Genomic DNA, 22,748 nt, shown 5'->3' with positions numbered 1-22,748 from the left:
GCAGGCTTACTTTGCTTTGATGTCGTAGCAGTAGAGGGTGTCCTGGTCGCGGATGTAGAGTTTGCCGTTGGCGATGACGGGGTGGGCCCAGGCGGGCAGGCGGGTGCGGTCGGGCTGCTCAAAGCGGCCGCGCTCGCGGTATTCCTTGGCATTCGGCTCGATGAGCAGGATGGTGCCGCGCTCGGTGCGGTAGTAGATGCGGCCGTCGGCGTAAGCCACCGAGCCTTTGGGAGCGGGGCGCTCGGGCAGGTCGCGGGCGTCCCAGAGGACTTCGCCGTTTTTGAAATTAATGCAGGCCAGGTAACCGCCTTCGTTGCCGCCGTTGGCGCCGTAGAGGCAGCCGTCGAGCACCACCATGCCGCCGTGGTGATTTTGCATCCGGCGGGTGAAATAAACTTCTTCGGCGGTCCAGTTGCCGCTGGCGTCTTTGGCGAGTTTCACAGCGCCACCGCCCGCGCCGTAGGCCGAGGCGGCGAAAATCAGGCCGTCCTGGTAAATGGGGGTGGAGCAGTTGATGCCCATGCCGTTGGCGGGTTTGTCGTAGCGCCAGAGGAAGCGGCCGTCATTGGCGGCGACGCCGATGACGCCGCGCGCGGTGAACTGGACATATTGGCGCTGGCCCTCCACGTCAATGGCGATGGCAGAGGAATAGGCGGCGCCGCCGCCGCCCATGCCGCCGAATCCGCCGCGGCCGCCGCCACGGCCACCACCGCCGCCGGGGGCGGCGCCTTCGGCAGGCGGGGGCGTGGCGTTGGTGGGCATGGTGGTTTTCCAGAGGGTTTCCCCGGTCAATTTATTGAGGGCCACCAGCATGGCGTCTTGGGCGCCGGGGGTGACGATGACCTTGTTGCCGTCCACCAGCGGGGATTCGCGGTAGCTCCAAGGGGGGATGCGGCCGCCAAAATCGCGGGTGAGGTTGCGTTGCCAGAGGATTTTGCCGTCGCGGGTTTGCAGGCAGGCGACCTCGCCGGCGAGGCCGACGACGTAAAGGCGGTCGCCGTCCACGGTGGGGGTGCAGGCGGGGCCTTCGCGGCTTTGGGTCATGCGCTGGTTGTAGGCTGGGCCGAGCTTGGCCACCCAGATTTCTTTGCCGTCACTTTCCGACAAGGCCCACACAACTTCGTCTTCGCCGCGGTTGGCCATGCCGTAGATGCGGCCGGCGGCCACGGCGGGGGCGCTGTCGCCACCGCCCAGGTTGGTGGCCTTCCAGGCGAGCGGCGGACCTTCCTTGGGCCACTCTTTGAGGAGGCCGGTTTCCTTGGAAATCTTGTTGCGGAGCGGACCCTGCCATTGGGGCCAATCCTCGGCCAGGAGGGTGACGGATGACAGGGCCAGGCTCAGGACGCTCAAGAGTGTGGTATAACGTCGCATCATGGTCATGTTTATGGTTAATTCAACCGCCGATGCCGCCGGCTGGCGGCGGCATCGTGGCAACCGTGAAGACGCGCGGCCGCGGCGGCAGGTTACAGAAAACCGTGGCCGGCGGCCTTTTGGGGTGGCTGGCGTGATTAGTGGACCTCGAAGCGTTGGATGTCCAACTGCCCGCGCACCGGCTCGTAGAAAGGTTTGCCGCGCTTCATGCCCACCGTGCCAAAGCTGCCATGGGCGCTGAAAAAGGCGCGCCAGTCGCCTTTGATTTTGGGGGCGAGGTGCAGGGTTTTGGTCACGGCGTCATAACGCGCGCCGGTGAGGCCTTGCAGGAGGGCATAGGAGGACATGGCCCGGGCGTACCAGTGGCCGCATTCGTATTCGTTGAAGGGATTGCGAATGCGCCCGTCATAGCGGCGGCGGCAGACGCGCACAATCTCCAGCCCTTCTTCCACGCGCCCCATGAGCATGAGGTGGGAGGCTACTTGGTATTCGATGCCGGTCCAGACCTCGTTGCTATAGACAAACGGCAGCGAGAGTTCGCCGCCCTTGGGCCAGGTGCACAACAGGAGGCCGCCTTCGGCGCCGCAGGCGTAACTGGGGCGCTGGGGATTCGGGTAATCGGTCAGGTCATGCTTGAGATTGTAGCGATGGACCGCCCGCAGGTGGCTGGTGACTTTTTGGGTGTCGAGCACGGGACCCACGCCGCAGACCTGCGCCAGCCAGTCGCCGAGCACGCCGTCGGAGAGGCAGCCCTTGCCGTATTGGTATTTGGGACCTTCCTTTTCCAGCAGTTGCAGGGCTTCGGGCGAGTAACTGCCCACCATGCTTTTGTTTTCGACGGGGTTGCCGGCGCGCAAGTTTTTCCATTCGATTTTCTGGATGAAATACTCGCCGTCAAAGAGTTCCGACTCGGTTTTGTAGATGCCTTTTTCCAGGAGCTGGGCGTAGCGCGCGACATTGTCGCCCAGGGCCTGGCCCATGAGGACGGCGGCTTTGAGGGCGCCGAGGTAGAAACTGGTGCACATGCCATTGGGGCCCCAGAACTCGATGTCGTAGGTGTTGTGGTGCGGCTCCTCGAGCACGCCTTTTTCGCCGGGGTCCCAGGTGGCGATGCAGTAATCCAGGCTTTGGCGCACCTTGGGCCAGAGGCGGCGCAGCCATTCGGTGTCGCCGCTCAACCGCCACTCGCGAAACACCTTCATGATGCCGCCCAACTGGCCGTCGGCGGCGGCGTGGAAGTCGGGTTCAATGGGGCGGATGGGCAGGGCGCTGCGGAAGGTTTGGTGCCCGCGTTTGTCCTGCGAGAAGTTGAACTCAGTGTCGCGCAGGGTGCGCTCAAGGTCCGGGAAGAGGTGGGGAATGGCCTGCGCGTAATTCCAGACGTGGGTGCAGGTGCCGTGGCAGCAGCCGCTGCCGTCGGAGCAACCTTCCCAGCCCCAGAGCCGGCCGTCGGCCTGGCGGAGGACGGTAGGGGATTTGAGGATGGTCAAATTGGCCGCCACGGCTTCGAGGACTTCCGGCGGCAGGGTGCTGCTGTAAAAGCATTCGGCAAACGCCGCGGAGCCGCGGCGCAATTCGTCATAGCGGGTGCGCCAGAACTCGGCGACTTCCTCGACGCCTTTGAAGCGGCCGGCGTACCAGGGCCGGTAGTATTCCTTGGGCGCGGGCGTGTTGGCGGGGTCGCGGCCAATGCGCTGGTTGGTGTGGCCCACGTACCAGGCCAGCTTGACGATGATGGTGCGCGAGGCGCCCGGGGCGACGGTGAAGGGCACGAAGAGGGTGGCGCCGGGGCTGGGGCCGCCCTCGGTGACAGGCGGGCGGTCATAGGCGGCCGCGGCGGCAATGTCTTTCCAGGCCATGGTGAGGGGGTCCCACCAGCCGCCGCGGAACCAGGCATGGTTGACTTTGACGTCAGGCTCATCCACCACGGCGCAGAACGCGCCTTCCTCCCAGGGCCGGTCGGCGGGCGCGCCGCCCCACAACATAAAGCCGCCGCGAATGGGTTTAATGGCCTGCGCATTGCTGCCCACGACCATGAAGTTTTTTGCGTTGAACGAAAATACGGCCTCCAGCGGTTTTTTGGTGGGGTTGGTGAAACGATATTCCAGCCCCGCCACGGGCAGGCTGGAGCTGTCGGCATCGCCGGGGATGAAGGGACTCCAGCCGGTCAACTCCACGCGCAGGGGCATGTTGGGGTCGTTCAAGGTGACGGTGGCGAAGGGGAAGCGCACGGCAAAGGCGGCGGCGCGAAAGCGCGGCAGGCCGTAGGTGGCGCCCGGCGCGCCGTTGCCGGTGTTGCCCGCGCCAAAAATTTTCCAGGGCTGCACCGGTCCTTCCAGCACTTTGGCCGTGCCCGGCTGGCCTTTGACGGAGACGGCGGCAAAGAGGCAGGGCTGATGAAAAACCTCCGGACGATGGCGCAGTGAGACATGCGAAAACGCGCCCAGGCCCTCGAGGCAAATCATGCCTGCGCCCATGCCGCCCATGGGGAAGGCGATGCGGCTGAGGTGCTCGCCAGTATAGACGGCATTGAAACGCCAGCCCCCGCTGGTGCTGGCGGGGGTTTTGGTGGCAGGCGCGGCCTCGGCCAGCGGTGTCAGGGCTCCAGTGGCGCTTACGGCGGCCGAGGCGGCGGTGAGCGCGAGGAATTGACGGCGCTTGAGTGGGTTGCCGGAGGCGGACGGCTTGGAAACAATGCGTGTTTTCATGGGTTGTGGCTTTCTGGCGCGTTAACTAACAAAAACCGGTGTAGGCGGACAGAAAAAAAGTGCCGTCCCCGCGCCTGGGTGGAAGGGCGGGGGAGCATCCTTGCCTGCAATGAGGCCAGTTGGGACGCGGTGGGATTCCTCCCGTTGCCGGGCTGGATATTGGCCAATCGAGCAACCCTAATTTAATTTATTAAGGGACGCAGCCGCTCAATGGCAGCAGCCAGGTGGTGGTCTTGGAATAAGCGGTTTTTGCGCAGGCCGGCATCCTTGCCGCCGGGCCAGCGAGCGAGCGCTTCCCGCAGGGCGCGCACTTCCGGCGCGCAACGCTCTTGCACCAGCAACCAGTGCACCGTGGCGAGCAATTCCATGCCCAAGGGTGATTGGTAGCCGTCAATCCACTGGTCCACGTCATCCAGGACAGGCAGGTAAGGGCGGCTTTCCGTGCGGCGCAGGAAGAGAGCCACCGTTTCCGCTTTCTCGTCGGCAAAGGCGATGGTGTCGCAGGGGGTGCAATCAGCCACCCGTTTATTCGCGCGCAGATAACTGCCGTCCAGGGCGTTCAGGAGGTGATTCAAGCGATGGGAGTAAGGGCCATAACGATCGGCTTGAAAACGCAGGTCCAGCACATCGGGAAGGTTTCGCCGCTGGATGGCCTGGCTGAGAAACCAGGCCAATTTATGAATTTCCAGGAGCGTGCACTCAATGCCCAAGACCCAATAGCGGCGGATGGTTTCCGCCATCAAGGCCCGCGGCACGGTCAACTGCGCCACGCCGCCATGCTTGGCGACATTCTGGTATTGGACCGTGGGTTCAAAGGCGATGACCTGCACTTCCGAAAGCTGTCCCAGAATGCTTTCGATGAGGGGGCGCACCTGGTTCCAATCGAGGCCGCCCTGCCCACAACCGAGGGGGGGCAGGGCCACGGAGCGGATGTTCTTTTCGCGGATTACGCGCACCAGGTCTTCCAAACCGGCCGCAATCCACTCCAATCGCGATGGATTGCGCCAGTGTTCTTTGGTGGGAAAATTGATGATCCATCGGGGGCCGGTCAATTCGCCCGTGGCAGTGACAAACATTCGGCCCGGACGCACCTTGCCGGCTTTGCAGGCCTGGGCGTAGGCGCGAAAATTTTCCGGATAGCGTTCCTTGAACATGAGCGCAATCCCCTTGCCCATGACGCCCACGGTGTTGACCGTGTTCACCAGGGCTTCCACCTCGGCTTCGAGCAAATTACCTTGTTGGAAGGTAATCATGATTAAAAATACCAGCGCGGTCGTACTGCAATCTTCAAGGACAAATTACGCCGGGCCACTTCCTGGCACAAGTACGCTTCCACTTCCGGATTGTGACAAACGAGACTCATAAGGCCGGCCATGGGTAGATGGCGATACACCAGGGCCTCGGCTTGGTATCGCTCCTTTTTGCCCGGGTCGTTCGGGTCGTTGCTGAAATCGCGGGACTGCAGGAGCTTCCAATCCACCTGCGCCAGGTCCTCAAGGGAGTTATAATACGCTGCGGTTTGCACATAGGCGTGCCGGTCGGTGAAAACAAACGCAATTCCCATTTCAGCCACCCGGCGCAGGGAGCTCACCAGAAAAACAATCTGTTCGTTGGCGACGTGGGGAACTCCCCCATGACCCGTCTTGATATTGTAAAGCATGATGGAATAGGGCGTGAAGTAAAACGGCACGTAATCGGCCAGAGTGCCCCCGGGGGCAATGGGCACGCGGCGGTGCTGGCGGCGCGCAATCAACTCCGGATTGCCGAGAGCATGGAAATGAGGGTCTCGTTGGGGGGCGCTTTGGCAATGCAGGCCATGATCCAATAGCCAGGGAATATTAGCCAGGTGAGTAATGCGGAATATCAGCGCATTTTGTGGAGTTAGAGCACTCATGGCATCTGCATGACAATGCCCATTAAGTGATCAAGGCCAGGAATGTCCCCGCTGGAGAAACTGCACGTGGAGAAGCAGAAGAGCTGCAAGTAATGCGTGCTTTCATGGGTTGTGGCTTTCTGGCGCGTTAACTAACAAAAACCACTGTAGGCGGACAGAAAAAAAGTGCCGTCCCCGCGTTTTGTCCTGCCCCAGCTCTGCGGGACGCAGGCCTTATCCCGCTTTGCGGGACGAGGACGCCTGCGCTCCAGATGGGTTATTCCGAGTTTTCGAGGTCGGGGGGCGGTTGCCAGCCGGGCAGCAGGTCGGGGGTGGCGCAGCGGCCGTCCATGGCGGTGGCGCGCCAGCTTGTGGAGGTGAATTGTATTTCCACGGCGCCGCATTCACGGGTGCACCAGAGGGCCACGCGCTGGCGGGCGAGCCGCCGTGACAGTGAGGAGGGAGCGCGGCGGTCTGCGGGGTAAAGGTTGTCGGCCACGATGACCAGGCGCGGTTGTACCAGGCGCAGGAAGCCATCGGCGAGGGGTTCGCCCTGCTCCGGCAGGCCGCAGATGAGAAGGTCCGCGCGGAGGCGATGGGGTGGGAGGCGCTGGGCCAGTTGGTTTTGGCCGGCGCGGCTGAGGTCGGAGAGGAGCAGACAGGCGCCGTGGGGGGACTCGCGCCGCCAGACCAGCGGGCTGTCATCGGCTGCGCCGAGGGGATCGTCAGCGGCGGGATGAAGCAGTTGCCAGGTGTGAAGCTGAAAGCCGGCGGCAACAGCCTGGCGCAACGTGGCGTGCTGGGTGGATTGCAGCCAGTCACGGTAGGCCGGGGAGCGATGCCACAAGGGGCCATGGAGGATTTGGCGGGGTTGAAATTCGGAGACGATGCAGGAGAGGCCGCCCATCTGGCCGAGGTCGCCATGCGTGAGGATGAGGGCATCGAGCCGCGCCAGGCCCTGGGCGCGCAAGAAAGGGGTGACATGGCGTTCGGCCGGCAGGGGGCGCCCGGTGTCCAGCAGCGCCGCCCAGCCGGGTTCACGCACGAGAATGGAGTATCCATCTTCGAGCGGCAGGATGGTGACGGTGGAGGGATGGATGCGTTGGGCCAGGGGCGCCCAGGCCAGCAGGGCAACGGTGAGCAGGGTGGCTGCGGCCATACGCCTGCGGCGGTTCAGGAAGGGGGCAGCGATGCATACCCAAACAACGCCATACATCAACAACCCCGGCCAGGGGGGTCGCGGCGCGGGCCAGTGGCCCATGGGAAGGTCCGCAAAAGCGTGGCTGCAATGAAGTTGCAGGGACATCAGCGCCCAGGCGCTGTGATTGAAAATTTCCCCGAGGGCCGGCCACCAGCCATGCGTGAGCAGAGCGCCCGCGCCGGCGGCGACGATGAGGCTGCCGAGGGGAACCATCACCAGATTGGCCAGGAGGCAAACGGGGGTGACCCAGCTAAAATGGTAGAGGACCAGGGGAGCAGAAGCCAGCCAGGCGGCAATGGAGGCAGCGGCGGCTTGTGCCAACCAGCGCCAGGCGTGGCGCAGGGCGGCGGCAAGCGGGGAGGTGGCGGGCAGCGCCAGCGGGTCCGGCTGCGCCCATGATTCCAGCCAGCGGGTCATGGGGGGCATCCATAAAACCAGTCCCAGCACCACGCCAAAGCTGAGTTGGAATCCGGCTTGAAAAAGCTGGCGCGGCTGCCAGAGCAGAATGAGGAAGGCAGCAGCGCAGACGGTGTTGAGCGGTTGCGGGGGACGCCGCAGCAGGCCGGCCGACCACCAGACGGTGAGCATGAGACCGGCGCGCACGGCCGAGGCCGGCCAGCCCGTGGCGGCGATGTAAAACCACATCAAGGGGAGGACGCACAGGCGGGCCATGAGCAGGGAAAGGCCCGGCAGGCGCAGCAGGGACATCAGCACATACGCGAGCAGGCCGATGTGCAGGCCGCTGATGGCGAAAAGGTGCATGGTGCCGGACTGCATGAACGGCGCGGCGATTTCGTCGGTCAGCCCCGCGCGCCAGCCCAGCAGCATGGCCCAGAGCAATTTCACGGCGTCATCGGTTTCGGGCTGCCCGTGGGCCAGCGCCTGGCGCGCCCAGGCCTGGAAGCGCGCCGGCAACGGCGGATGGGTTGCGCCGCCGCCTGCCAGCAGCCAGTCGGCCGCCTGGCGGGTGCGCAGGAGGTAATAAATGCCGCGGTGTTCCAGATGGGTGCGGTAGTCCAGCGCGCCGGGAAGGAGGGCGCGGGAGGGCCGTTGGAGCACGCCGCGCACGCGCACCCGCTGGCCGGCAAAGAAGGATTCGTCCAGCGGTTCGGGCACCGTAACCATGACAAGGCCGCAGGCCGGTTCGGGAGGCTGGCGGTCGCGCTGGAGGTGGTGAACTTGCAGGATGGCCGCGGTGAATAATTCGGCGCCATGGCGGCGGGTGAACGGTTTGAAAAGGGGGGACTCGGCCAGGACGCCGGAGACCTCCACTTCCACCATGTCCTCGGCGACGAGATGGCGCAGGTCGTGGGAGTGCCACGGGAAACTCCAGCCTGCAACGTGTGCACCCCCCGCCAGGCCGGCGATGAGCAAGGTCCACATCATGGCCCAGCGGCGGTGAAGCAGGGCCGCCAGCGAAACCGCAGCCAGGGCGGCCAGCCACCCGAAGGGAGAGGTTTCCAGATAACGTCCCGCCAGCACGCCCAAGGCGAAAAAGCCGCCGACGGCAAGCATGGGACAGTGTCTCATGAGCGGGAGGCGGCCACGGAGAAAGTGGAGGGCGACTGCCGGGCGCGGGCGGCGGCGCGGCGGGTGCTCCACCAAGCCATGCCCAGACCGGCCGCCGCGCCGAGGGCATCAATGGCCACATCCAAGGGATGTCCCTGGCGCGAAGGTTCAAACGCCTGGTGGATTTCGTCGGTGACGGCGTAGGCCACCGCGAAGGCCAGGGCGAAAGCGGCGTCTTTCCACGACCATTCGGCGGGGGAAGCCAGGCGGCCCTGGCGGCGGGCGCGCCAGACCAGCAGCGCAAGCACCCAATATTCAGCGGCGTGGGCGGCCTTGCGGCAGAACCATTGCGCTTGGGCGATGGTTTCGGGCTGGATGTCAGGGAAGAAAAAACGCAGCACGGGGCCGATGACCCGCGAGGTGTTGTCGGCCGACAACGCGCCGGTGGAGGCGACAAAGATGACCAGCATCCACAACCCCACGGGCAACCAGCGCTGAAGCCAGGAAGGCCGCTCGTGCATGGGGTGATGAAAGGGCAAAGAGGTTGGCGGAGGCAAGTTTCAAGTGGCACGGACCGGGTGGACAGTGCCGTCCGCTCAGGCAGGTGGCATTAGGTTTATGGTTGGCCTTGCTCCGACTTATGCCCTGCGGGAGAGGGTGAGCGGGCAAGTATCGCGCGTTCACGTGCGCCCGGCTCTGGCGGTGGGTTTTCCCTGCTTTTTTGGATGGGCCGGGAGGCCAAAAACCGGCCGGCGGGGGATGGTATTTTTCCTCTTGTCGGCCGGCGGGCGTGTGGTTTATTTTTCCTCGCCCGCCCCCACGGGGACGGTTGGGTGGTAGGATACTCAAGCGGTCAACGAGGGCAGACTGTAAATCTGCTGGCCTACGGCCTACGCTGGTTCGAATCCAGCTCCTACCACCACTTTTCTTTGGAGCTTTTCAGACTTCTTTTGGGCGGCGTCATTTCCCTTCGAGCAGCAAAATCGTCAGCCGCTTGGGGCCGTGCGCGCCCAGCACAAGGATGCGTTCGATGTCCCCGGTCCGGCTGGGGCCGGTGATGAAGGAAATCATGCTCGGGTAATGGGCGCCGTATTTCTGGCGCAGCAGGGCAAAGGCGGCCAGCAAATCGGGGAGCAACTGTTCGCGCCGGGCGATGACCACGTGGTGCGGCGGGAGGATGGAGATGGCCCGCCCGCCGCAACCGCGGCTGGTGACCAGCACGCTGCCGGTCTGGGCGATGAGCGCCTCGCAGGTGGTCACGGCGCCTTCGCATTTTTCCAGCTCGGCCTTGTCATAGGGGCGGTCGGTGAAGAGGGGGGTGGGGCCGAGGTCCTGGCCGATTTCGCGCAGCAGCGGATGGTCATAAGTGGCCAGGCGCTGCCATTGCTCCTCGCGCACGATGCGCTCCACCTCCGCGCGCGCCGCCGCGGTGTTGGGCACCACCTGGAAGGCGGCCTTGAGCAGCTCGGCGTTGCGCGCAAATTGCCGGCATTGCTCCTCCCACGTCGCCCCCACAGCCGGCAAGAGCGGGCGAAATTCGCCGTCGCGGGGGGCGGGGTGCGGCGCGGCGCCGGCGTGAGGACCGGGCGGCGGAGCCTTGATTTTCAAGGCTTCGCGGATGCGTCCCAACATGGCTTCACGAGCGGAATGATTCATGGCACTCAGGAGGGGGAGGTGGTTCGGCGATGTTTTTTCCACCAGGCATGAAAGCTCTCGCGCGCCAGGCGCGGCGCCTCGCGCGAGCGGGTCCACGCGCGGGCGGGGTCCAGGGCGGTGCCCTGCACCAGCCCGTGCAGCGGCTGCAACCAGCGGGCCAGGGTGGTGCCCAGACGATACAGGGCTGGATGCCGCATCATCACCTGGAAGCCGGCGAAGGCGAGGCGCTCGAAGAAGGGGGGATGCGCCTGGACGGCGTTGCGGCGGTTATGCAGGAGGTGATGGGCCAGGTCAATTTTCACGGGGCAGGTTTCGGTGCAGGCGCCGCAGAGGGAGGAGGCGTAGGAGAGATGTTTCCACTCCCGCAGGCCGCGCAGGTGCGGGGTGAGCACCGAGCCGATGGGGCCCTGGTAGGTGGTGCCGTAGGTGTGCCCGCCCACATTGCGGAAGATGGGGCAGACGTTCAGGCAGGCACCGCAACGGATGCAATGCAGCACATCCCGCTGCTCGGCATCGGCCAGCAGGCGGGTGCGCCCGTTGTCGAGGAGCACCACATGGAATTGCTCGGGGCCGTCGCTTTCGCCTGCCAGGCGCGGGCCGCCGTAAAGGGTGTTGTAGCCGGTCAGCCATTGGCCGGCGCCGGCGGTGGCGAGCATGGGGAGGAGCAGCGCCAGGTCATCCATGGTGCGCACCAGTTTTTCGATGCCCATCAAGGCCACATGAATCCGCGGCAGCGCTGTGGTCAGCCGGGCGTTGCCCTCGTTTTCGGTGATGGAAATCATGCCGTTTTCGGCCACGCCAAAGTTGACGCCGCTGATGCCCATGTCGGCCTGGCAGAATTTTTGGCGCATGACGCGGCGGGCAATCATGGTGAGGGCCTCGGGGTCGGTGACCGGCTCGGCCTGCAGTTTCTGTTGAAACACCTCGCTAATCTGGCCGCGCTTGAGGTGCATGGCGGGAAACACGATGTGATAGGGCGGCTCCTGGCGCAGTTGCACGATGTACTCGCCCAAGTCCGACTCAAACACCTCGAAGCCGCCCGCCTCCAGGGCCTCGTTGAGGTGGATTTCCTCGGAGGTCATGCTTTTGGATTTGATGATGAAACGCACCTGGTTCTGGCGGGCGAGGTCGAGAATGATTTCGCGGGCGGCGCGGGCGTCGGCGGCCCAGTGGACGCGGGCGCCGCGGCTTTCCAGGTGGTGGACAAACTGTTCGAGGTAGCGGTCGAGGTGGTTGAGGGTGTCGTACTTGATTTCAGCGGCGGCCTGGCGCGCGCCCTCCCAGTTTTGGAAACGGGCCTTGCATTCGTCGCGCTTGGCTTCGTAGCCGCGCAGGGCCTTGAAAATCCACTGGCGATGCTCCAGGTCCGCCGCCAGCCGCGTGGCCTGGGCCTTGAATTGAACTGCGGTGTTCGGGCTCATGGTCACGTGCTCCTCAGAGGGATTGTGCCAGCACTTCGGCCAGATGCAGGCAGCGGATGTTTTTGCCCTGCCGCGCCAACAGCCCCTGCAGATGCATCAGACAACTGGAGTCCAGCGAAATCACGTAGTCGGCCCCGGTGCCGGCGATGGCCTGGCATTTGCCCTCGCCCATGGCGGTGGAGATCATGGGAAACTTCACCGCAAAGGTGCCGCCAAACCCGCAACAGACCTCCGGCGGGTCCATTTCCACCAGCTCCAGCCCGCGCACCTGGCGCAGCAGTTGGCGGGGCTCGTCCTTCACCCCCAGCTCCCGCAACCCGTGGCAGCCGTCGTGGAAGGTGGCGCGGCCCTTGAACTCCGCCCCCACATCCGTGACCCCCAGCCGCCGGACGAGGAATTCGCTGAACTCAAACGTCTTGCGCCCCACGGCGCAGGCCAAATCGTAACGCGGCGTGCCCGCGAAAAGCTGCGGATAAAACACCCGCAGCATCGCCCCGCAGGAGCCGGAGGGCGTCACGATGACTTCGGCGGATTGAAAAACGTCCAGGGCGTGCTCGGCCACGGCGCGGGCTTCGTCCCACAGGCCGGAGTTGAAGGCGGGCTGGCCGCAGCAGGTTTGGGCTTCAGGATACTCGACGGCATGGCCCAGTTTTTCCAGAATCTTGACCACGCTCACGCCCACCTGCGGGTAGAACTGGTCAATAAAACACGGTATGAACAGCGTAATCTTCATGACGCCGGTAAAGCCGGGTGCATTCTAGCGTTTCCTGCGGCCGGCAACAGCAAAATCCGTGAGGCGGACGAGGCAAGGCAGCGCCTGGCCCGCCGGTGCTGGCTTATTTGGCCATGCCCAGAAAGCCCACCAGCGTGCAGGCAATGGCAATGAGGGCGGCCACCAAGGATTCACCCGCCACCAGGCCGGAGGCAATGGGGACGTTATATTCCTCGGCGGAGCGGGCGCGCCATTGGGTCCATACCCAGACCAGGACGGCGCCAATGGCAAAGGAGAGGCAGTTTTGAAATGGGATGACCCAGGCCAGGCCCAGCCCCATGGCGGAGGGCAGCCAGGGGCGCAGTTTGGGGGCCAGTTTTTCCAGCAGCGGCAGCAGCACGCCCAGCAGCGCGCCAATCACAATGGCCACAATGGCCGTCTTCGGCAGCATGTGCACTCCCTGGGTGAGCAGGTCCGCCACCGCCTTCCACATGTAGGTGGCCGGCGGATTGAATTTCTCGAGCGTGGCCTTGTCCGGCACCATGGCAAACCACGCGGGCACCACGGCGAGCGTGCCAAAGAAAATACCGATGAACTGGGCCAGAAATTGTTTGCGGGGATTGGCGCCCAGCAGATAGCCGCTTTTCAAATCGGTCAGCAAATCCGCCGAGCTGCCGCCCGCCGCCGCGGTGGTGCCGGCGGACATGAGGTTGATGACGATGTTGCCTTTGGCGCCGGGGAGGACGGCGTAGAGCAACTGGGTCACCTTGCCCATCGCGCCGATGGGGGTGGTGTCCGTTTCGCCGGTGGCGCGGCAGCAGACCAGCGACACCACAAAGGACATCACCACGGCCAGCAGCCCCAGCCAGAGATTGATGTGAAAGGCCAGGAATTGCACCACGACCAGCCCCACGGTGATGGGGATCAGCCCGGCCACGAGCCAGGTGGCGGGCACTTCAATGGCGGCCAGGCGGTCGCTGGTGGCGGTCGGCTGGCCGCGGCGCTTGAAGACCTGAAATGCCCGCGCCAGCGTGCGCCATTGCAAGGCCACCGCGGTGAGGCTGGAGAACACCATGATGGCGGTGCCGCCCCACAGGGCCCAGCGGGTGGGATTAATCATGCCCTGGGCGTTGATGGTGAAGGAGGGCACAAAGCCCGGCGCACCCGCCCGGGCCAAATCCAGGGTCAGCAGGTACGGCGTCACCAGAAAATACAGCAGCACCGAGCCGAGCAGCATGGAAAGCGAGACCCGCAGGCCCACAATCATCCCCGCCCCAATCAGCAGCACGCTCGGCTCGAAGGCCAGCCCGCTGAGCTGGTAGGGGTGGACGGGCGACCAGCCGGCGCGGAGGGCGATTTGCTCCGGAATGTGCAGCCATTGATGGAGGCGTTGCAGCGCCGGGCCAAGGGCCGCCAGCCATTGGTCCAGCGGCACGTGCAGGCGCTGGCTGAAGGCGGCCAATTTTTCCGAAGGCTGCCAGTCCTTGAGCTGGTCCATCAAATTGTAGTAGGAGCGCAGGAATCCCACCAGCCCGCCAAAGGCCAGCGCGTAAATGAGGGAGTATGCCTTGCGCAGGGCCTGCTGGCCGTGCGAATAGAGGCTGCGGAGGGTCTCGGCGGCGGCGATGCCGCTGGGAAACTTGAGCTGCTCGTAATTAATCATCTGGCGTTTCATTGGAATCGCCAGGAAAACACCCAGCGCCGCGGTCAGCAGCGCAAAGGAGGCCACCACCACATAGGGCCGATGCTGGCCTTCAATGAGCAGCAGCGCGCCAAAAGCCGTGCCGATGGTGCCGCCGGTGGAGTAACCCGCCGCCGAAGCGGTGGATTGCATGCAGTTGTTTTCCAGAATGGTCATGGGGGTGAGGCGTCCCCGGCTCAGGGCGCGCAAGGCATTCCAGATGACAAAGGAGAGCACGCAGGCGGTGATGGCCACCCCAAAGGCCCACCCCAGCTTGAGCGTGGTGTACAGGTTGGAAACGGACATGAACATGCCCAGTATCCCGCCCATGAGCACGGCGCGAAGGGTGAGCTGTTTAACCTTGTCGCCCTGGTAATAGTGGGTGTACCAGTGCAAATCTTTTTCCTCCGGCGTTGCCTCGGGCGGCAGCGGAGGGATGGTTTCCGGCCGGGGAGCCGCCGGCTGGACTTCCTCACGGTTGGGCGAGTCAGACATGGGATAAACAGCGTCAGGCGGAGTCCGCAGGGGACGGCGGCGGTGGCGCCCCATCGGCGCCGCGGGCGTACAAAGGCTGGGCGCTCAACACAAGCTGCTGCAGGCCGTGGTCCTGGCTGAACCGCCATTCCCAATCGGCCGCGTGATGCGCATAAAAACAATGGATGACGTGGCCTTCCACCTGCCGCCACACCGGCGGTCCCAGCCAGGCCTCCAGCTCCGGCTCGCGCAGCCCTGGGTGCAATTCCATGCAGGCTCCCCGGAAGCGGCAGGGGCCGGCAAAGGGGACAAACCGGCCGGCCGGCTCGTGCCAGTACACGCGCCATTGCTCCACGCGCTGCCGCGCGACCCGGGCCTCCACGCCCCGCGCAAAATAGCAATGGCGGCCTTCGTCCGCCGCGGCGGCGGGGTCATCCACCGGCCCGAGTTTCCACAATAGCGTGGCGGGGTCCCGCAAGGCCACACCGGCCACCGCCGGGCGGTCCAGGTCCAGCTCCCAGGGTTGCTCGGCGCTGGCACGCCAGCCGCCGGCCTTGATTTGAAATCGGTCCAGGATGCCCATGCGCAGTGGAGGGCGGTTAGCGGGCCAGCGCGGCAAAACGGGCGGCGGCCATGTCCCATTTGTCGAGGTCGGCCGGCTGGTATCGGCGCATTTCGCTGGAGCGGCGGATGACCTCGCGCATGTCGGCCAGCGAGCGCACTTCACCATCGGCGCGCACCTGCGTCATCAGGTTGCCCAGGGCGGTGGCCTCGACGGGGCCGGTGATTACGGGCCGGTTGCACGCGCTGGCGGTGAACTGGTTGAGCAGCTCACTCTTGGAGCCGCCGCCCACAATGTGAATCACCTCCATGCGCTGGCCGGTCAGCTCCTCCAGCCAGCCCAGCACCTGGCGGTACCGCAGGGCCAGGCTCTCATAGGCGCACCGCACCAGCTCGCCCGCCGTGCGGGGGATGGGCTGGCCGGTTTCGCGGCAATACTCCTGGATTGCCACGCGCATGTCCCGGGGATTGAGGAAACGCGGGTCATCCGGGTTGACCAGCGAACGGAAGGCGGGCGCCGCGGCGGCCAGCCGCACCAGCTCGGCGTAATCGTAAGTTTTGCCTTCGGCGTCATAGGCCGCTTTGCAGCGCTGCACGAGCCACAGGCCCATGATGTTTTTGAGCAGGCGGTAGGTGCCGTCCAGCCCCCCCTCATTGGTCAGGTTATACGCCAGCGTGCGCGGGGTGAGCGAGGCCTGCGCCACCTCGGCTCCCATGAGGCTCCACGTGCCGGAGCTGATGTACGCCCAGTTGGCCTTGCCCGTGTGCGCTGTGGGCACCCCGGCCACCGCCGCCGCCGTGTCGTGCGAGGGTGGCGCGATGACGCGGACACCGCGCAGGCCGGTCCCCTCCGCCACCTCCGGCCGCAACGGCCCCAGCGCCGTGCCCGGCTGCACCAGGGGCGGCAGCAGCCGCAACGGCAGGCCCAGGGCCTTGAGCAGGCTGCGATTCCAGTCGCGCTTGAGCGGATGCAGGCATTGCGAGGTGGAGGCGATGGTGAACTCAGCCACCCGCGAGCCGCAGAGGCACCAGTGGAAATAATCCGGCATGAACAACAGCCGGTCCGCGGCCTCCAGCAACTGCGGCGCCTGTTTCTGCCAGGCCAGCAATTGAAACAGCGAGTTGAACGGCAAAAATTGCAGGCCGGTCTGGGCGAAGATTTTTTCCCGCGGCACCCGCCGGAAAGCGCGCTCCATGACCCCCTGCGTGCGGGCATCCCGATAATGGTAGGGCAGGCCCAGGAGCTCGTCCTGGCGGTTGAGGAGCACAAAATCCACTCCCCAGGTGTCGGCGCCCACCGAGGCAATGTTTTTACCGTACTGGCGGGCGGCGAGGGTCAGCCCCTGGTGAATGGACTGCCAGAGGCCCAGCACATTCCAGCGCAACGTGCCGCCCAGGGGCACGCCGCCGTTGGGAAACCGATGCACCTCCTGGAGTTTGATTTTCCTGCCATTCCACAGGCCGGCCATGACCCGCCCGCTTTCGGCGCCCAGATCCACCGCCAGGTAAACTCGTGTTGCCATAATTCAGGATGCTGGCCCTTAAATTGCGGGCTTTGCCGCGGGAATTCAAACGCAAAATCCGCTGGCCGGCCCCCGGCCAGCTTGCGGCGGGGACGGAGCGCGGCAGGGGAGGGGTGTTTTTCACGCTTGCCTTTTGAGGGCTGAACCGGAAAATGCCTGACTTATTGTCGTATTATGGACGCGGGCAAGAATATTGTGAATACCGAGCCGCCACGCCGGAAACCGGCGTCAGCGCAGGACATTAAAGTGACCACCGGCAGTGAATCCACGCTGGGATTGGAGATGATGGCGTGGGTGGAGGTGCACAAACAGAAATTGATGGTGGCGGGGGCCGTGGCGCTGGCGGTGATTATTGCGGCGGTGATTTATAATCATTATACGGCCCAGCGGGAGATGCAGGCCAGCGAGGCGCTGCTGGCGTTGCGGGCGCCCATTATCGGGGAGAACCGCGGCAAGACCGCTCCGTCGGACAAGTTGCTGGCTTTGGCGGAGGGTTTTGCGGGGACCACCGCCGGGCGGCATGCATTGCTGCAGGCGGGGGAGGCCCTGTATCTGGAGGGCAAGTATGACCAGGCGCGCTCGGTGTTCCAGCGTTTCGTGACGGAGAATGTGGGGCATCCGCTGGTGCCGCAGGCCGAATTGGGCATGGCGGCATGCCTGGATGCGGCAGGCAAACGGAAGGAGGCCATCGAGGCGTATGATTTGGTGCGGAAGCGCTGGGCGATGGAGGGCGCGGTGGTGAGCCAGGCCAAGCTGGCGTTGGGGCGGTTGTACGAGGCGGAGGGCAAGTTGGAGCAGGCGCATGGGATGTATCTGGAGATTTTGGAAAGCATGAAGACGGGCTTCAACACCTGGGCCATGGAGGCGCAGATGCGGCTGGCGGCGCTGGAAAAGGCGCATCCGGCCTTGAAGGATGCCCGGCTGCAGAAGATGGCGGCGGCCGCCGCCGCGCAGCAACCCCGTCCGCAGAATGTCATCACGTTGACCAACGTGAATGTCAACGCGCCCAAGCCAGCTCCGGCTCCCGCGCCGGCGCCGGCCAAGAAGTGAGGTATGGCAAGGCCCGGCATCGGGCGGATGGGCTGGCTGCTGCTGCTGGCCGCGCTGGCGTGGCCGGTGGCGGGCGGGCCGCTGGCGGTGTTTCGCACGGCGCTGGGGGATTTGGAGGTGGAGCTGCTGGAGGACAAGCCGGTCACCACGGCCAACTTTCTGCGTTATGTGGAGAGCGGCGCCTATTCCAACATGATTTTTCACCGGTGGGTGCCGGGCTTCGTCATGCAGGGCGGGGGTTTCTATGTGGCGCAGCGGGGGACCACCAACGCGCAACTGGCCTACGTGCCCAATTACGGCAGCATCACCAATGAGTTCCTGGTGGGCCGGCGGGTCAGCAACACCTTTGGCACGCTGGCGATGGCCAAGGTGAGCGGGGACCCCCATTCCGCCTCGTCGCAGTGGTTTTTCAACTTGGGGGATAATTCGGCCAATCTGGATAATCAGAATGGCGGTTTCACGGTGTTTGGGCGGGTGGTGCGCGGCACCAATGTGCTGGCGCGGTTCAACGATGTGTCGGCCACGCATAGTCTGTGGCTGTTGAATCTGGGGGCGCCGCTGGATGAATTGCCGGTGTTGAGCAGCACGCCGGGCTACGAGGATTTGCTGTACTGCGACATCCGCCTGTTGCGGGTGGGCATCCGGCGGGTGGCGCAAGGGCTGGAGGTGAGTTGGAACGGCGTCGCCGGGGTCACCAATGTGGTGGAATGGCGCCGGCCGGAGGAGGCGGTGTGGCAGACGTGGGTGGCGGTACCCGGGCAGAATCAAACCTTGCGCGTCACCAACAGCGCGCCGGCGGGGGCGGCCTTTTTCCGCGTGCGCATGGCGTACTGAGCGGGCAGGCGGGGGGCGCGGTTACCAGCTTTTTTTCAGCCCTTCTTCCAGCCGGTTGATGAGCGGCACCTGGGTGATTTTGATTTTGCGCCGCGCCAGCTCGAAGGGGAAGAATTCAATGCGGTCCACCTCCGGAAACTCCTGCATGTGGCCCGAGTCTGGCGGCCACTCCAGGGTGAAAGTGGAGCTGGGGGGTGGATTTTTCGGTTCGATTTCGCCCAGCACAGCCCAGGCATGGACAATTTTCCCGCCTTTTTGCTGGATGTGGCCCAGGGGCACAAACTCGGCCGTGGGTGGCACGGCGATGCCGGTTTCCTCGTAGAATTCGCGCAGTGCGGTGGCGAGTAAGTCTTCGCCCTCGTGCACTTCGCCCTTGGGGATGGACCAGTAACCCCAGTCGCGTTGCTCGAAGAACGGGCCGCCCGGATGGGCGAGCAGGACTTCCGGGCCATCGGGCCGGAAACGGTACATCAGCAATCCGGCGCTGACGCGGGAGCGTTTGGGCGGCGAGGGCATGGGACGCTGGCGGCGGCAGGCCTAGACTTTTTGAGGGTGCGGATGGACCCACGGGGCGCGGTAGGGGCGCGCCAGGCGGCGGTTGGCTTCCTCGTCGCCCACGACTTTGCCGGTGGCGGGGTCATAGACCAGGGCGCGGCCGAGGTCCAGGGAGAGGTTGGCCAGGATGCAGGCAATGGTGGAAATGGCGCCCTGCTCAATGTCAGCCACGGGTTTGCCGCGGTTGGCGATGGCTTTGAGGAAGTCCTGCATGTGCCAGCGGATGGCGGAGGCGCAGTGTTGCTCCAGGTCTTTTTCGGTGCGGTCCTCGGGATATTTTTCGTACTCGTACAAAGGCTCGCCGCGCAGCTCGGGCTTGTCTTTGCCCTGGGGGAAGAATTCGTATTTGAACACGCTGGCCTTGAGGGTGCCGCGCTCGCCGTAGAAGGTGGCCGCCCACGGATAATCCTTGTCCGGCATGTCCCCCCAGGTGCGATGATTCCAGACCACCTGGAAATCGCCATAATCAAAGACGGCATGCTGGGTGTCGGTGATGTTGGCCTTGCTGGCCTTGTCCACCAGGATGCCGCCGGTGGAGTAGATTTTCCTGGGCCAGCCCAGGTCGAGCATCCAGCGGACCATGTCGAGCATGTGGATGCACATGTCCCCCACGATGCCGTTGCCGTACTCCATGAAGGCGCGCCAGCCCCGGGGATGGGTCAAGCGGCAGAAGGGCCGCATGGGGGCCGGTCCGGTCCACAGCTCGTAATCCAGGTTTTCGGGCGGCGGCGTGTCCGGCGGGTTGCCACGGGCGCGCATGTGCCAGTAGCAGCAAATTTCGACGCGCCCGATTTTGCCAAGGCGGCCCTCCTTGAGGACGCGGTCGCGCGCCTCGATGAGGTGCGGCGTGCTGCGGCGCTGGGTGCCCACCTGCACGACGCGCCCGTATTTGCGGGCGGCGGCGAGCATGGCCTGGCTTTCCACGACGTCCACGCTGGTGGGTTTTTGCACATACACATCGGCGCCGGCCTGCATGGCTTCAATGGCCTGCAAGGCGTGCCAGTGGTCGGGGGTGCCAATGAGCACGATGTCCAAATCCTTCTCCTTGAGCATCTCGCGGTAATCGGTGTAGGTGCGCGGGCGTTTCTTGCTGAGCTGCCGTTGCGCGGCCATGTCGGCGGCGTCGGCCAGCATCTTCTTGTCCACGTCGCACAGGGAGACGATTTCCACGGGGGCCACCTGGACCAGGCGCCAGAGGTCGCATTTGCCGTACCAGCCGGACCCGATGAGGCCGACGCGTTTCTTCATATCGGCCAGGTCGGCGGAAAACAGGCGGTTGGCGGACAACACGGTGGCGGCGGCAGTAGCGCCGCTGACGGCGAGAAATTGACGGCGGTTCATGGGAGAGATAATGCGGCAAGCGGCAAAAACTTCAACCTCATTTGAACAGCCGCGGCGGCCGGCAGCCGGGAGGGGTCAGGCCAGCTCGCGCACGATGAAGGGGCTGAACTCCATGCGCAGATGCGGGGGGATGCGCGCCTTGAAGCGGGCGGTGTTGGGGAGGAAATTTTTTTCGGTAATCTGGGCCACCGCATGGAGGCGGGCAATCACCGCGGCTTCGCCATGCGGCACCTCCAGCTCCAGATAGTCGCGCACGGGCCGGAGGCGCGCTCCCAATTCCTCCATCAGCTCGGAAATGCCCTCGCCGGTCAGCGCCGAGATGGCCACGGCGCCGGGATGCTCGGCGAGGAGGGCGGCCACTTCGCCGGCGCCGGGGAGGCGGTCAATTTTGTTGAAAACCACCAGAGTGGGTTTGTCGGCCGCCGCGATTTCTTCGAGCACCTGTTGCACGGCGGCAATTTGCTCGCGTACGCGGGGATGACTGGCGTCCACCACATGGAGCAGGAGGTCGGCCATGACCACTTCCTCCAGGGTGGCCTTGAAGGCGTCCACCAGTTGATGGGGCAGCTTGCGGATGAACCCGACCGTGTCGGAGAGGAGCACGTTCTGGTTGGTGGGCAGGCGCAGGCGGCGGGTGGTGGGGTCGAGGGTGGCAAAGAGTTTGTCCTCGGCCAGCACGCCGGCATGGGTAAGGGTGTTCAGGAGGGTGCTCTTGCCGGCGTTGGTGTAACCCACGAGCGAGGCCAGGGGCCAGTGGCTGCGCTGCCGCCCGCTCCGGCGGGTTTGCCGCTGCCGGCGGACGATTTCCATTTCTTCGCGGATTTTGTCAATGCGCTCCTGCACGCGCCGGCGGTCAGCCTCCAACTGGGATTCGCCCTCGCCGCCGCGGATGCCGATGCCGCCGGCCTGGCGGGAGAGGTGCCCCCAGTAGCGGGTGAGGCGCGGCAGCAGATGCTCCAGTTGGGCCAGCTCGACCTGGAGCTTGCCTTCGCGGGTGCGGGCGCGCATGGCAAAGATTTCGAGAATGAGGGCGGTGCGGTCCAGGATTTTGCGGTTGAAGATTTTTTCCAGGTTGCGGGTCTGGGCGGGGGTCAGTTCATCGTCAAAGAGGACCGTATCCACGCCCAGGGCGTCGCACTGGGCCGCAAATTCAGCCGCCTTGCCCTGGCCGATGTAGGTGGCGGGGGTGGGGGCGTCAAGTTTTTGCATGCCGCGCCCCAGGACGCGCGCGCCCAGGGTGGTGGCGAGCTCGGCGAGTTCCTCCAAGGAGTCCAGCGCTTCGCTGGCGGGGGCGGACTTCAGCTCGACACCCACCAGGAAGACCCGCGCGGTGCGTTGCGCGGCGGTTTCAATGAGCGCTTTCAAGGCTTACTTCACCGGACCATACCCCGGCCTGGGCCGGCCCTGGTCATCGAGCTTGTCGCAGGCCCACAACAACCCGCGGGTGAACATGTCCAGAAACACGGGGTCAGCGAAGGTGTAGTTGTTGTGCGCGAGGGTGGTGCCGAAGACGCGGCCCTTGCCGAAGGTGTTCACCCAAATCAAAGCGTGCTGCCGCTCGGTGGCCACCCACTGGCCGCTGGCGTCCTTTTTCTTGTCCGCGGCGGTGGCCAGCACGGTGGTGTTGGAGAAGACCTGGCTGATGGCGTACAGCTCTTCGGGGCCGGTTTTCCAGTCCGCCGGAAAGCCGCGGAGAATGGGATGGTCGGGTTTGACGAGCTGCACATCCAGCGGATGCTGCGGGCCGTGGCCAAAGGAGGAGACACCGAGGAATTCGCGGAAGACGTTGGTTTTCAGGGCGCGGAAGGTGTGCATGGTGCAGTGCACCACCACGGCGGGCACGCCCTCGCGATGGGGCTTGAGCACCCGCTCGACGTACTCGAGGTCCTGGTCATCGGCGAAACACTCGTTATGAATCACCACGTCGTAACCTTTGGCCCAATCGGGCTTTTGGTACAGGCTGTTTTCAATGCCCTGGTAGCGCGTGCCGTTGCCTCCCGCGTGCACCACAGTGAACTCCACGTTCGCGCGCTGTTTGACCCCGGCGGGGATGATTTCTTTTTGCCGCTGGTAATCGTGGCAGCAGCCGCCGGTGATGTAGAGCGCCTTCAGCGGCTCGGCCGCCCCCAACCCGCAGGCCGCCACGGCGCAAAGCAGTAACCCGAATAAATGTCTCATCGTCCCCTAACATATCCCGTCTTCCTCCTCCCGCCAAGCTCTTGTTGGGAGGGCGCAGTCCCCGCCGGGCTGGCTGGCCGGGCATGGCGGGCGCGGGAGG

19 protein-coding genes and 1 tRNA gene are annotated in these 22,748 nt (G+C 64.8%); 4 read left to right on the top strand and 16 right to left on the bottom strand.

Annotation, left to right across the window (positions count from 1 at the left end; all coding sequences use genetic code 11):
• Positions 1-6 precede the first annotated feature (6 nt).
• The 6 genes from NXS98_RS13905 to NXS98_RS13880 all read right to left on the bottom strand — a co-directional run bounded on the left by NXS98_RS13905 (position 7) and on the right by NXS98_RS13880 (position 9,183).
• Positions 7-1,374: a PQQ-binding-like beta-propeller repeat protein gene (locus NXS98_RS13905; protein WP_283845620.1), complete on the bottom strand. Its 1,368-nt coding sequence runs from the start codon at positions 1,372-1,374 to the stop codon at positions 7-9.
• A gap of 134 nt (positions 1,375-1,508) precedes the next feature.
• A complete protein-coding gene (locus tag NXS98_RS13900; RefSeq protein ID WP_283845619.1) occupies positions 1,509-4,079 on the bottom strand; it encodes a GH116 family glycosyl hydrolase in 2,571 nt (856 codons plus the stop codon).
• A 182-nt stretch (positions 4,080-4,261) separates the two neighbouring features.
• Positions 4,262-5,332: a type II toxin-antitoxin system antitoxin DNA ADP-ribosyl glycohydrolase DarG gene (darG, locus tag NXS98_RS13895; protein WP_283845618.1), complete on the bottom strand. Its 1,071-nt coding sequence runs from the start codon at positions 5,330-5,332 to the stop codon at positions 4,262-4,264.
• A 2-nt stretch (positions 5,333-5,334) separates the two neighbouring features.
• The gene (gene darT, locus NXS98_RS13890; RefSeq protein ID WP_283845617.1) at positions 5,335-5,973 is read right to left on the bottom strand and encodes a type II toxin-antitoxin system toxin DNA ADP-ribosyl transferase DarT; all 639 of its coding nucleotides are present in this window, start codon (positions 5,971-5,973) and stop codon (positions 5,335-5,337) included.
• Positions 5,974-6,229: 256 nt separating this feature from the next.
• Entirely contained in the window at positions 6,230-8,668 is a 2,439-nt protein-coding gene (locus NXS98_RS13885) for a ComEC/Rec2 family competence protein (protein ID WP_283845616.1), read from the bottom strand.
• 11 nt (positions 8,669-8,679) lie between these two features.
• Positions 8,680-9,183, bottom strand: coding sequence for a VanZ family protein (locus NXS98_RS13880; protein ID WP_283845615.1), 504 nt, complete (start codon positions 9,181-9,183; stop codon positions 8,680-8,682).
• A gap of 314 nt (positions 9,184-9,497) precedes the next feature.
• On the opposite strand from NXS98_RS13880, the gene NXS98_RS13875 reads away from it, so the two are divergent.
• Positions 9,498-9,584 (top strand) — tRNA-Tyr (locus tag NXS98_RS13875).
• Positions 9,585-9,622: 38 nt separating this feature from the next.
• Here NXS98_RS13875 and NXS98_RS13870 read toward each other — a convergent pair.
• From NXS98_RS13870 to NXS98_RS13845, 6 genes are all read right to left on the bottom strand, one after another.
• Entirely contained in the window at positions 9,623-10,318 is a 696-nt protein-coding gene (locus tag NXS98_RS13870) for a LutC/YkgG family protein (RefSeq protein WP_283845614.1), read from the bottom strand.
• 5 nt (positions 10,319-10,323) lie between these two features.
• Positions 10,324-11,739, bottom strand: coding sequence for a LutB/LldF family L-lactate oxidation iron-sulfur protein (locus tag NXS98_RS13865; RefSeq protein WP_283845613.1), 1,416 nt, complete (start codon positions 11,737-11,739; stop codon positions 10,324-10,326).
• A 13-nt stretch (positions 11,740-11,752) separates the two neighbouring features.
• Entirely contained in the window at positions 11,753-12,472 is a 720-nt protein-coding gene (locus NXS98_RS13860) for a (Fe-S)-binding protein (RefSeq protein WP_283845612.1), read from the bottom strand.
• A gap of 103 nt (positions 12,473-12,575) precedes the next feature.
• On the bottom strand, positions 12,576-14,627 hold the full coding sequence (locus NXS98_RS13855) for an OPT family oligopeptide transporter (protein ID WP_283845611.1): 2,052 nt from the start codon (positions 14,625-14,627) through the stop codon (positions 12,576-12,578).
• 13 nt (positions 14,628-14,640) lie between these two features.
• A complete protein-coding gene (locus tag NXS98_RS13850) occupies positions 14,641-15,189 on the bottom strand; it encodes a hypothetical protein (RefSeq protein WP_283845610.1) in 549 nt (182 codons plus the stop codon).
• Positions 15,190-15,205: 16 nt separating this feature from the next.
• Positions 15,206-16,690 carry a rhamnulokinase gene (locus tag NXS98_RS13845; RefSeq protein ID WP_283845609.1) on the bottom strand — a complete coding sequence of 495 codons (1,485 nt, stop codon included), beginning with the start codon at positions 16,688-16,690 and terminating at the stop codon, positions 15,206-15,208.
• 8 nt (positions 16,691-16,698) lie between these two features.
• On the opposite strand from NXS98_RS13845, the gene NXS98_RS13840 reads away from it, so the two are divergent.
• From NXS98_RS13840 to NXS98_RS13830, 3 genes are read left to right on the top strand one after another with little or no spacing between them, the layout of a single operon-like run.
• Positions 16,699-16,827: a hypothetical protein gene (locus NXS98_RS13840; RefSeq protein WP_283845608.1), complete on the top strand. Its 129-nt coding sequence runs from the start codon at positions 16,699-16,701 to the stop codon at positions 16,825-16,827.
• Between the two features lie 58 nt (positions 16,828-16,885).
• Positions 16,886-17,740: a tetratricopeptide repeat protein gene (locus tag NXS98_RS13835; protein ID WP_283845607.1), complete on the top strand. Its 855-nt coding sequence runs from the start codon at positions 16,886-16,888 to the stop codon at positions 17,738-17,740.
• A 3-nt stretch (positions 17,741-17,743) separates the two neighbouring features.
• Positions 17,744-18,574, top strand: coding sequence for a peptidylprolyl isomerase (locus NXS98_RS13830; protein WP_283845606.1), 831 nt, complete (start codon positions 17,744-17,746; stop codon positions 18,572-18,574).
• A 21-nt stretch (positions 18,575-18,595) separates the two neighbouring features.
• Here NXS98_RS13830 and NXS98_RS13825 read toward each other — a convergent pair whose 3' ends face one another.
• From NXS98_RS13825 to NXS98_RS13810, 4 genes are all read right to left on the bottom strand, one after another.
• The gene (locus tag NXS98_RS13825) at positions 18,596-19,090 is read right to left on the bottom strand and encodes an NUDIX hydrolase (RefSeq protein ID WP_283845605.1); all 495 of its coding nucleotides are present in this window, start codon (positions 19,088-19,090) and stop codon (positions 18,596-18,598) included.
• Positions 19,091-19,111: 21 nt separating this feature from the next.
• Positions 19,112-20,470, bottom strand: coding sequence for a Gfo/Idh/MocA family oxidoreductase (locus tag NXS98_RS13820; protein WP_283845604.1), 1,359 nt, complete (start codon positions 20,468-20,470; stop codon positions 19,112-19,114).
• A gap of 75 nt (positions 20,471-20,545) precedes the next feature.
• Entirely contained in the window at positions 20,546-21,835 is a 1,290-nt protein-coding gene (hflX, locus tag NXS98_RS13815; RefSeq protein ID WP_283845603.1) for a GTPase HflX, read from the bottom strand.
• Between the two features lie 3 nt (positions 21,836-21,838).
• The gene (locus NXS98_RS13810; RefSeq protein ID WP_283845602.1) at positions 21,839-22,648 is read right to left on the bottom strand and encodes a ThuA domain-containing protein; all 810 of its coding nucleotides are present in this window, start codon (positions 22,646-22,648) and stop codon (positions 21,839-21,841) included.
• Positions 22,649-22,748: the final 100 nt, after the last annotated feature.

The sequence above is a fragment of the Fontisphaera persica genome, from assembly GCF_024832785.1.
GTDB classification, from domain to species: domain Bacteria; phylum Verrucomicrobiota; class Verrucomicrobiia; order Limisphaerales; family Fontisphaeraceae; genus Fontisphaera; species Fontisphaera persica.
This window is presented reverse-complemented; position numbering and strand designations above follow the sequence as displayed.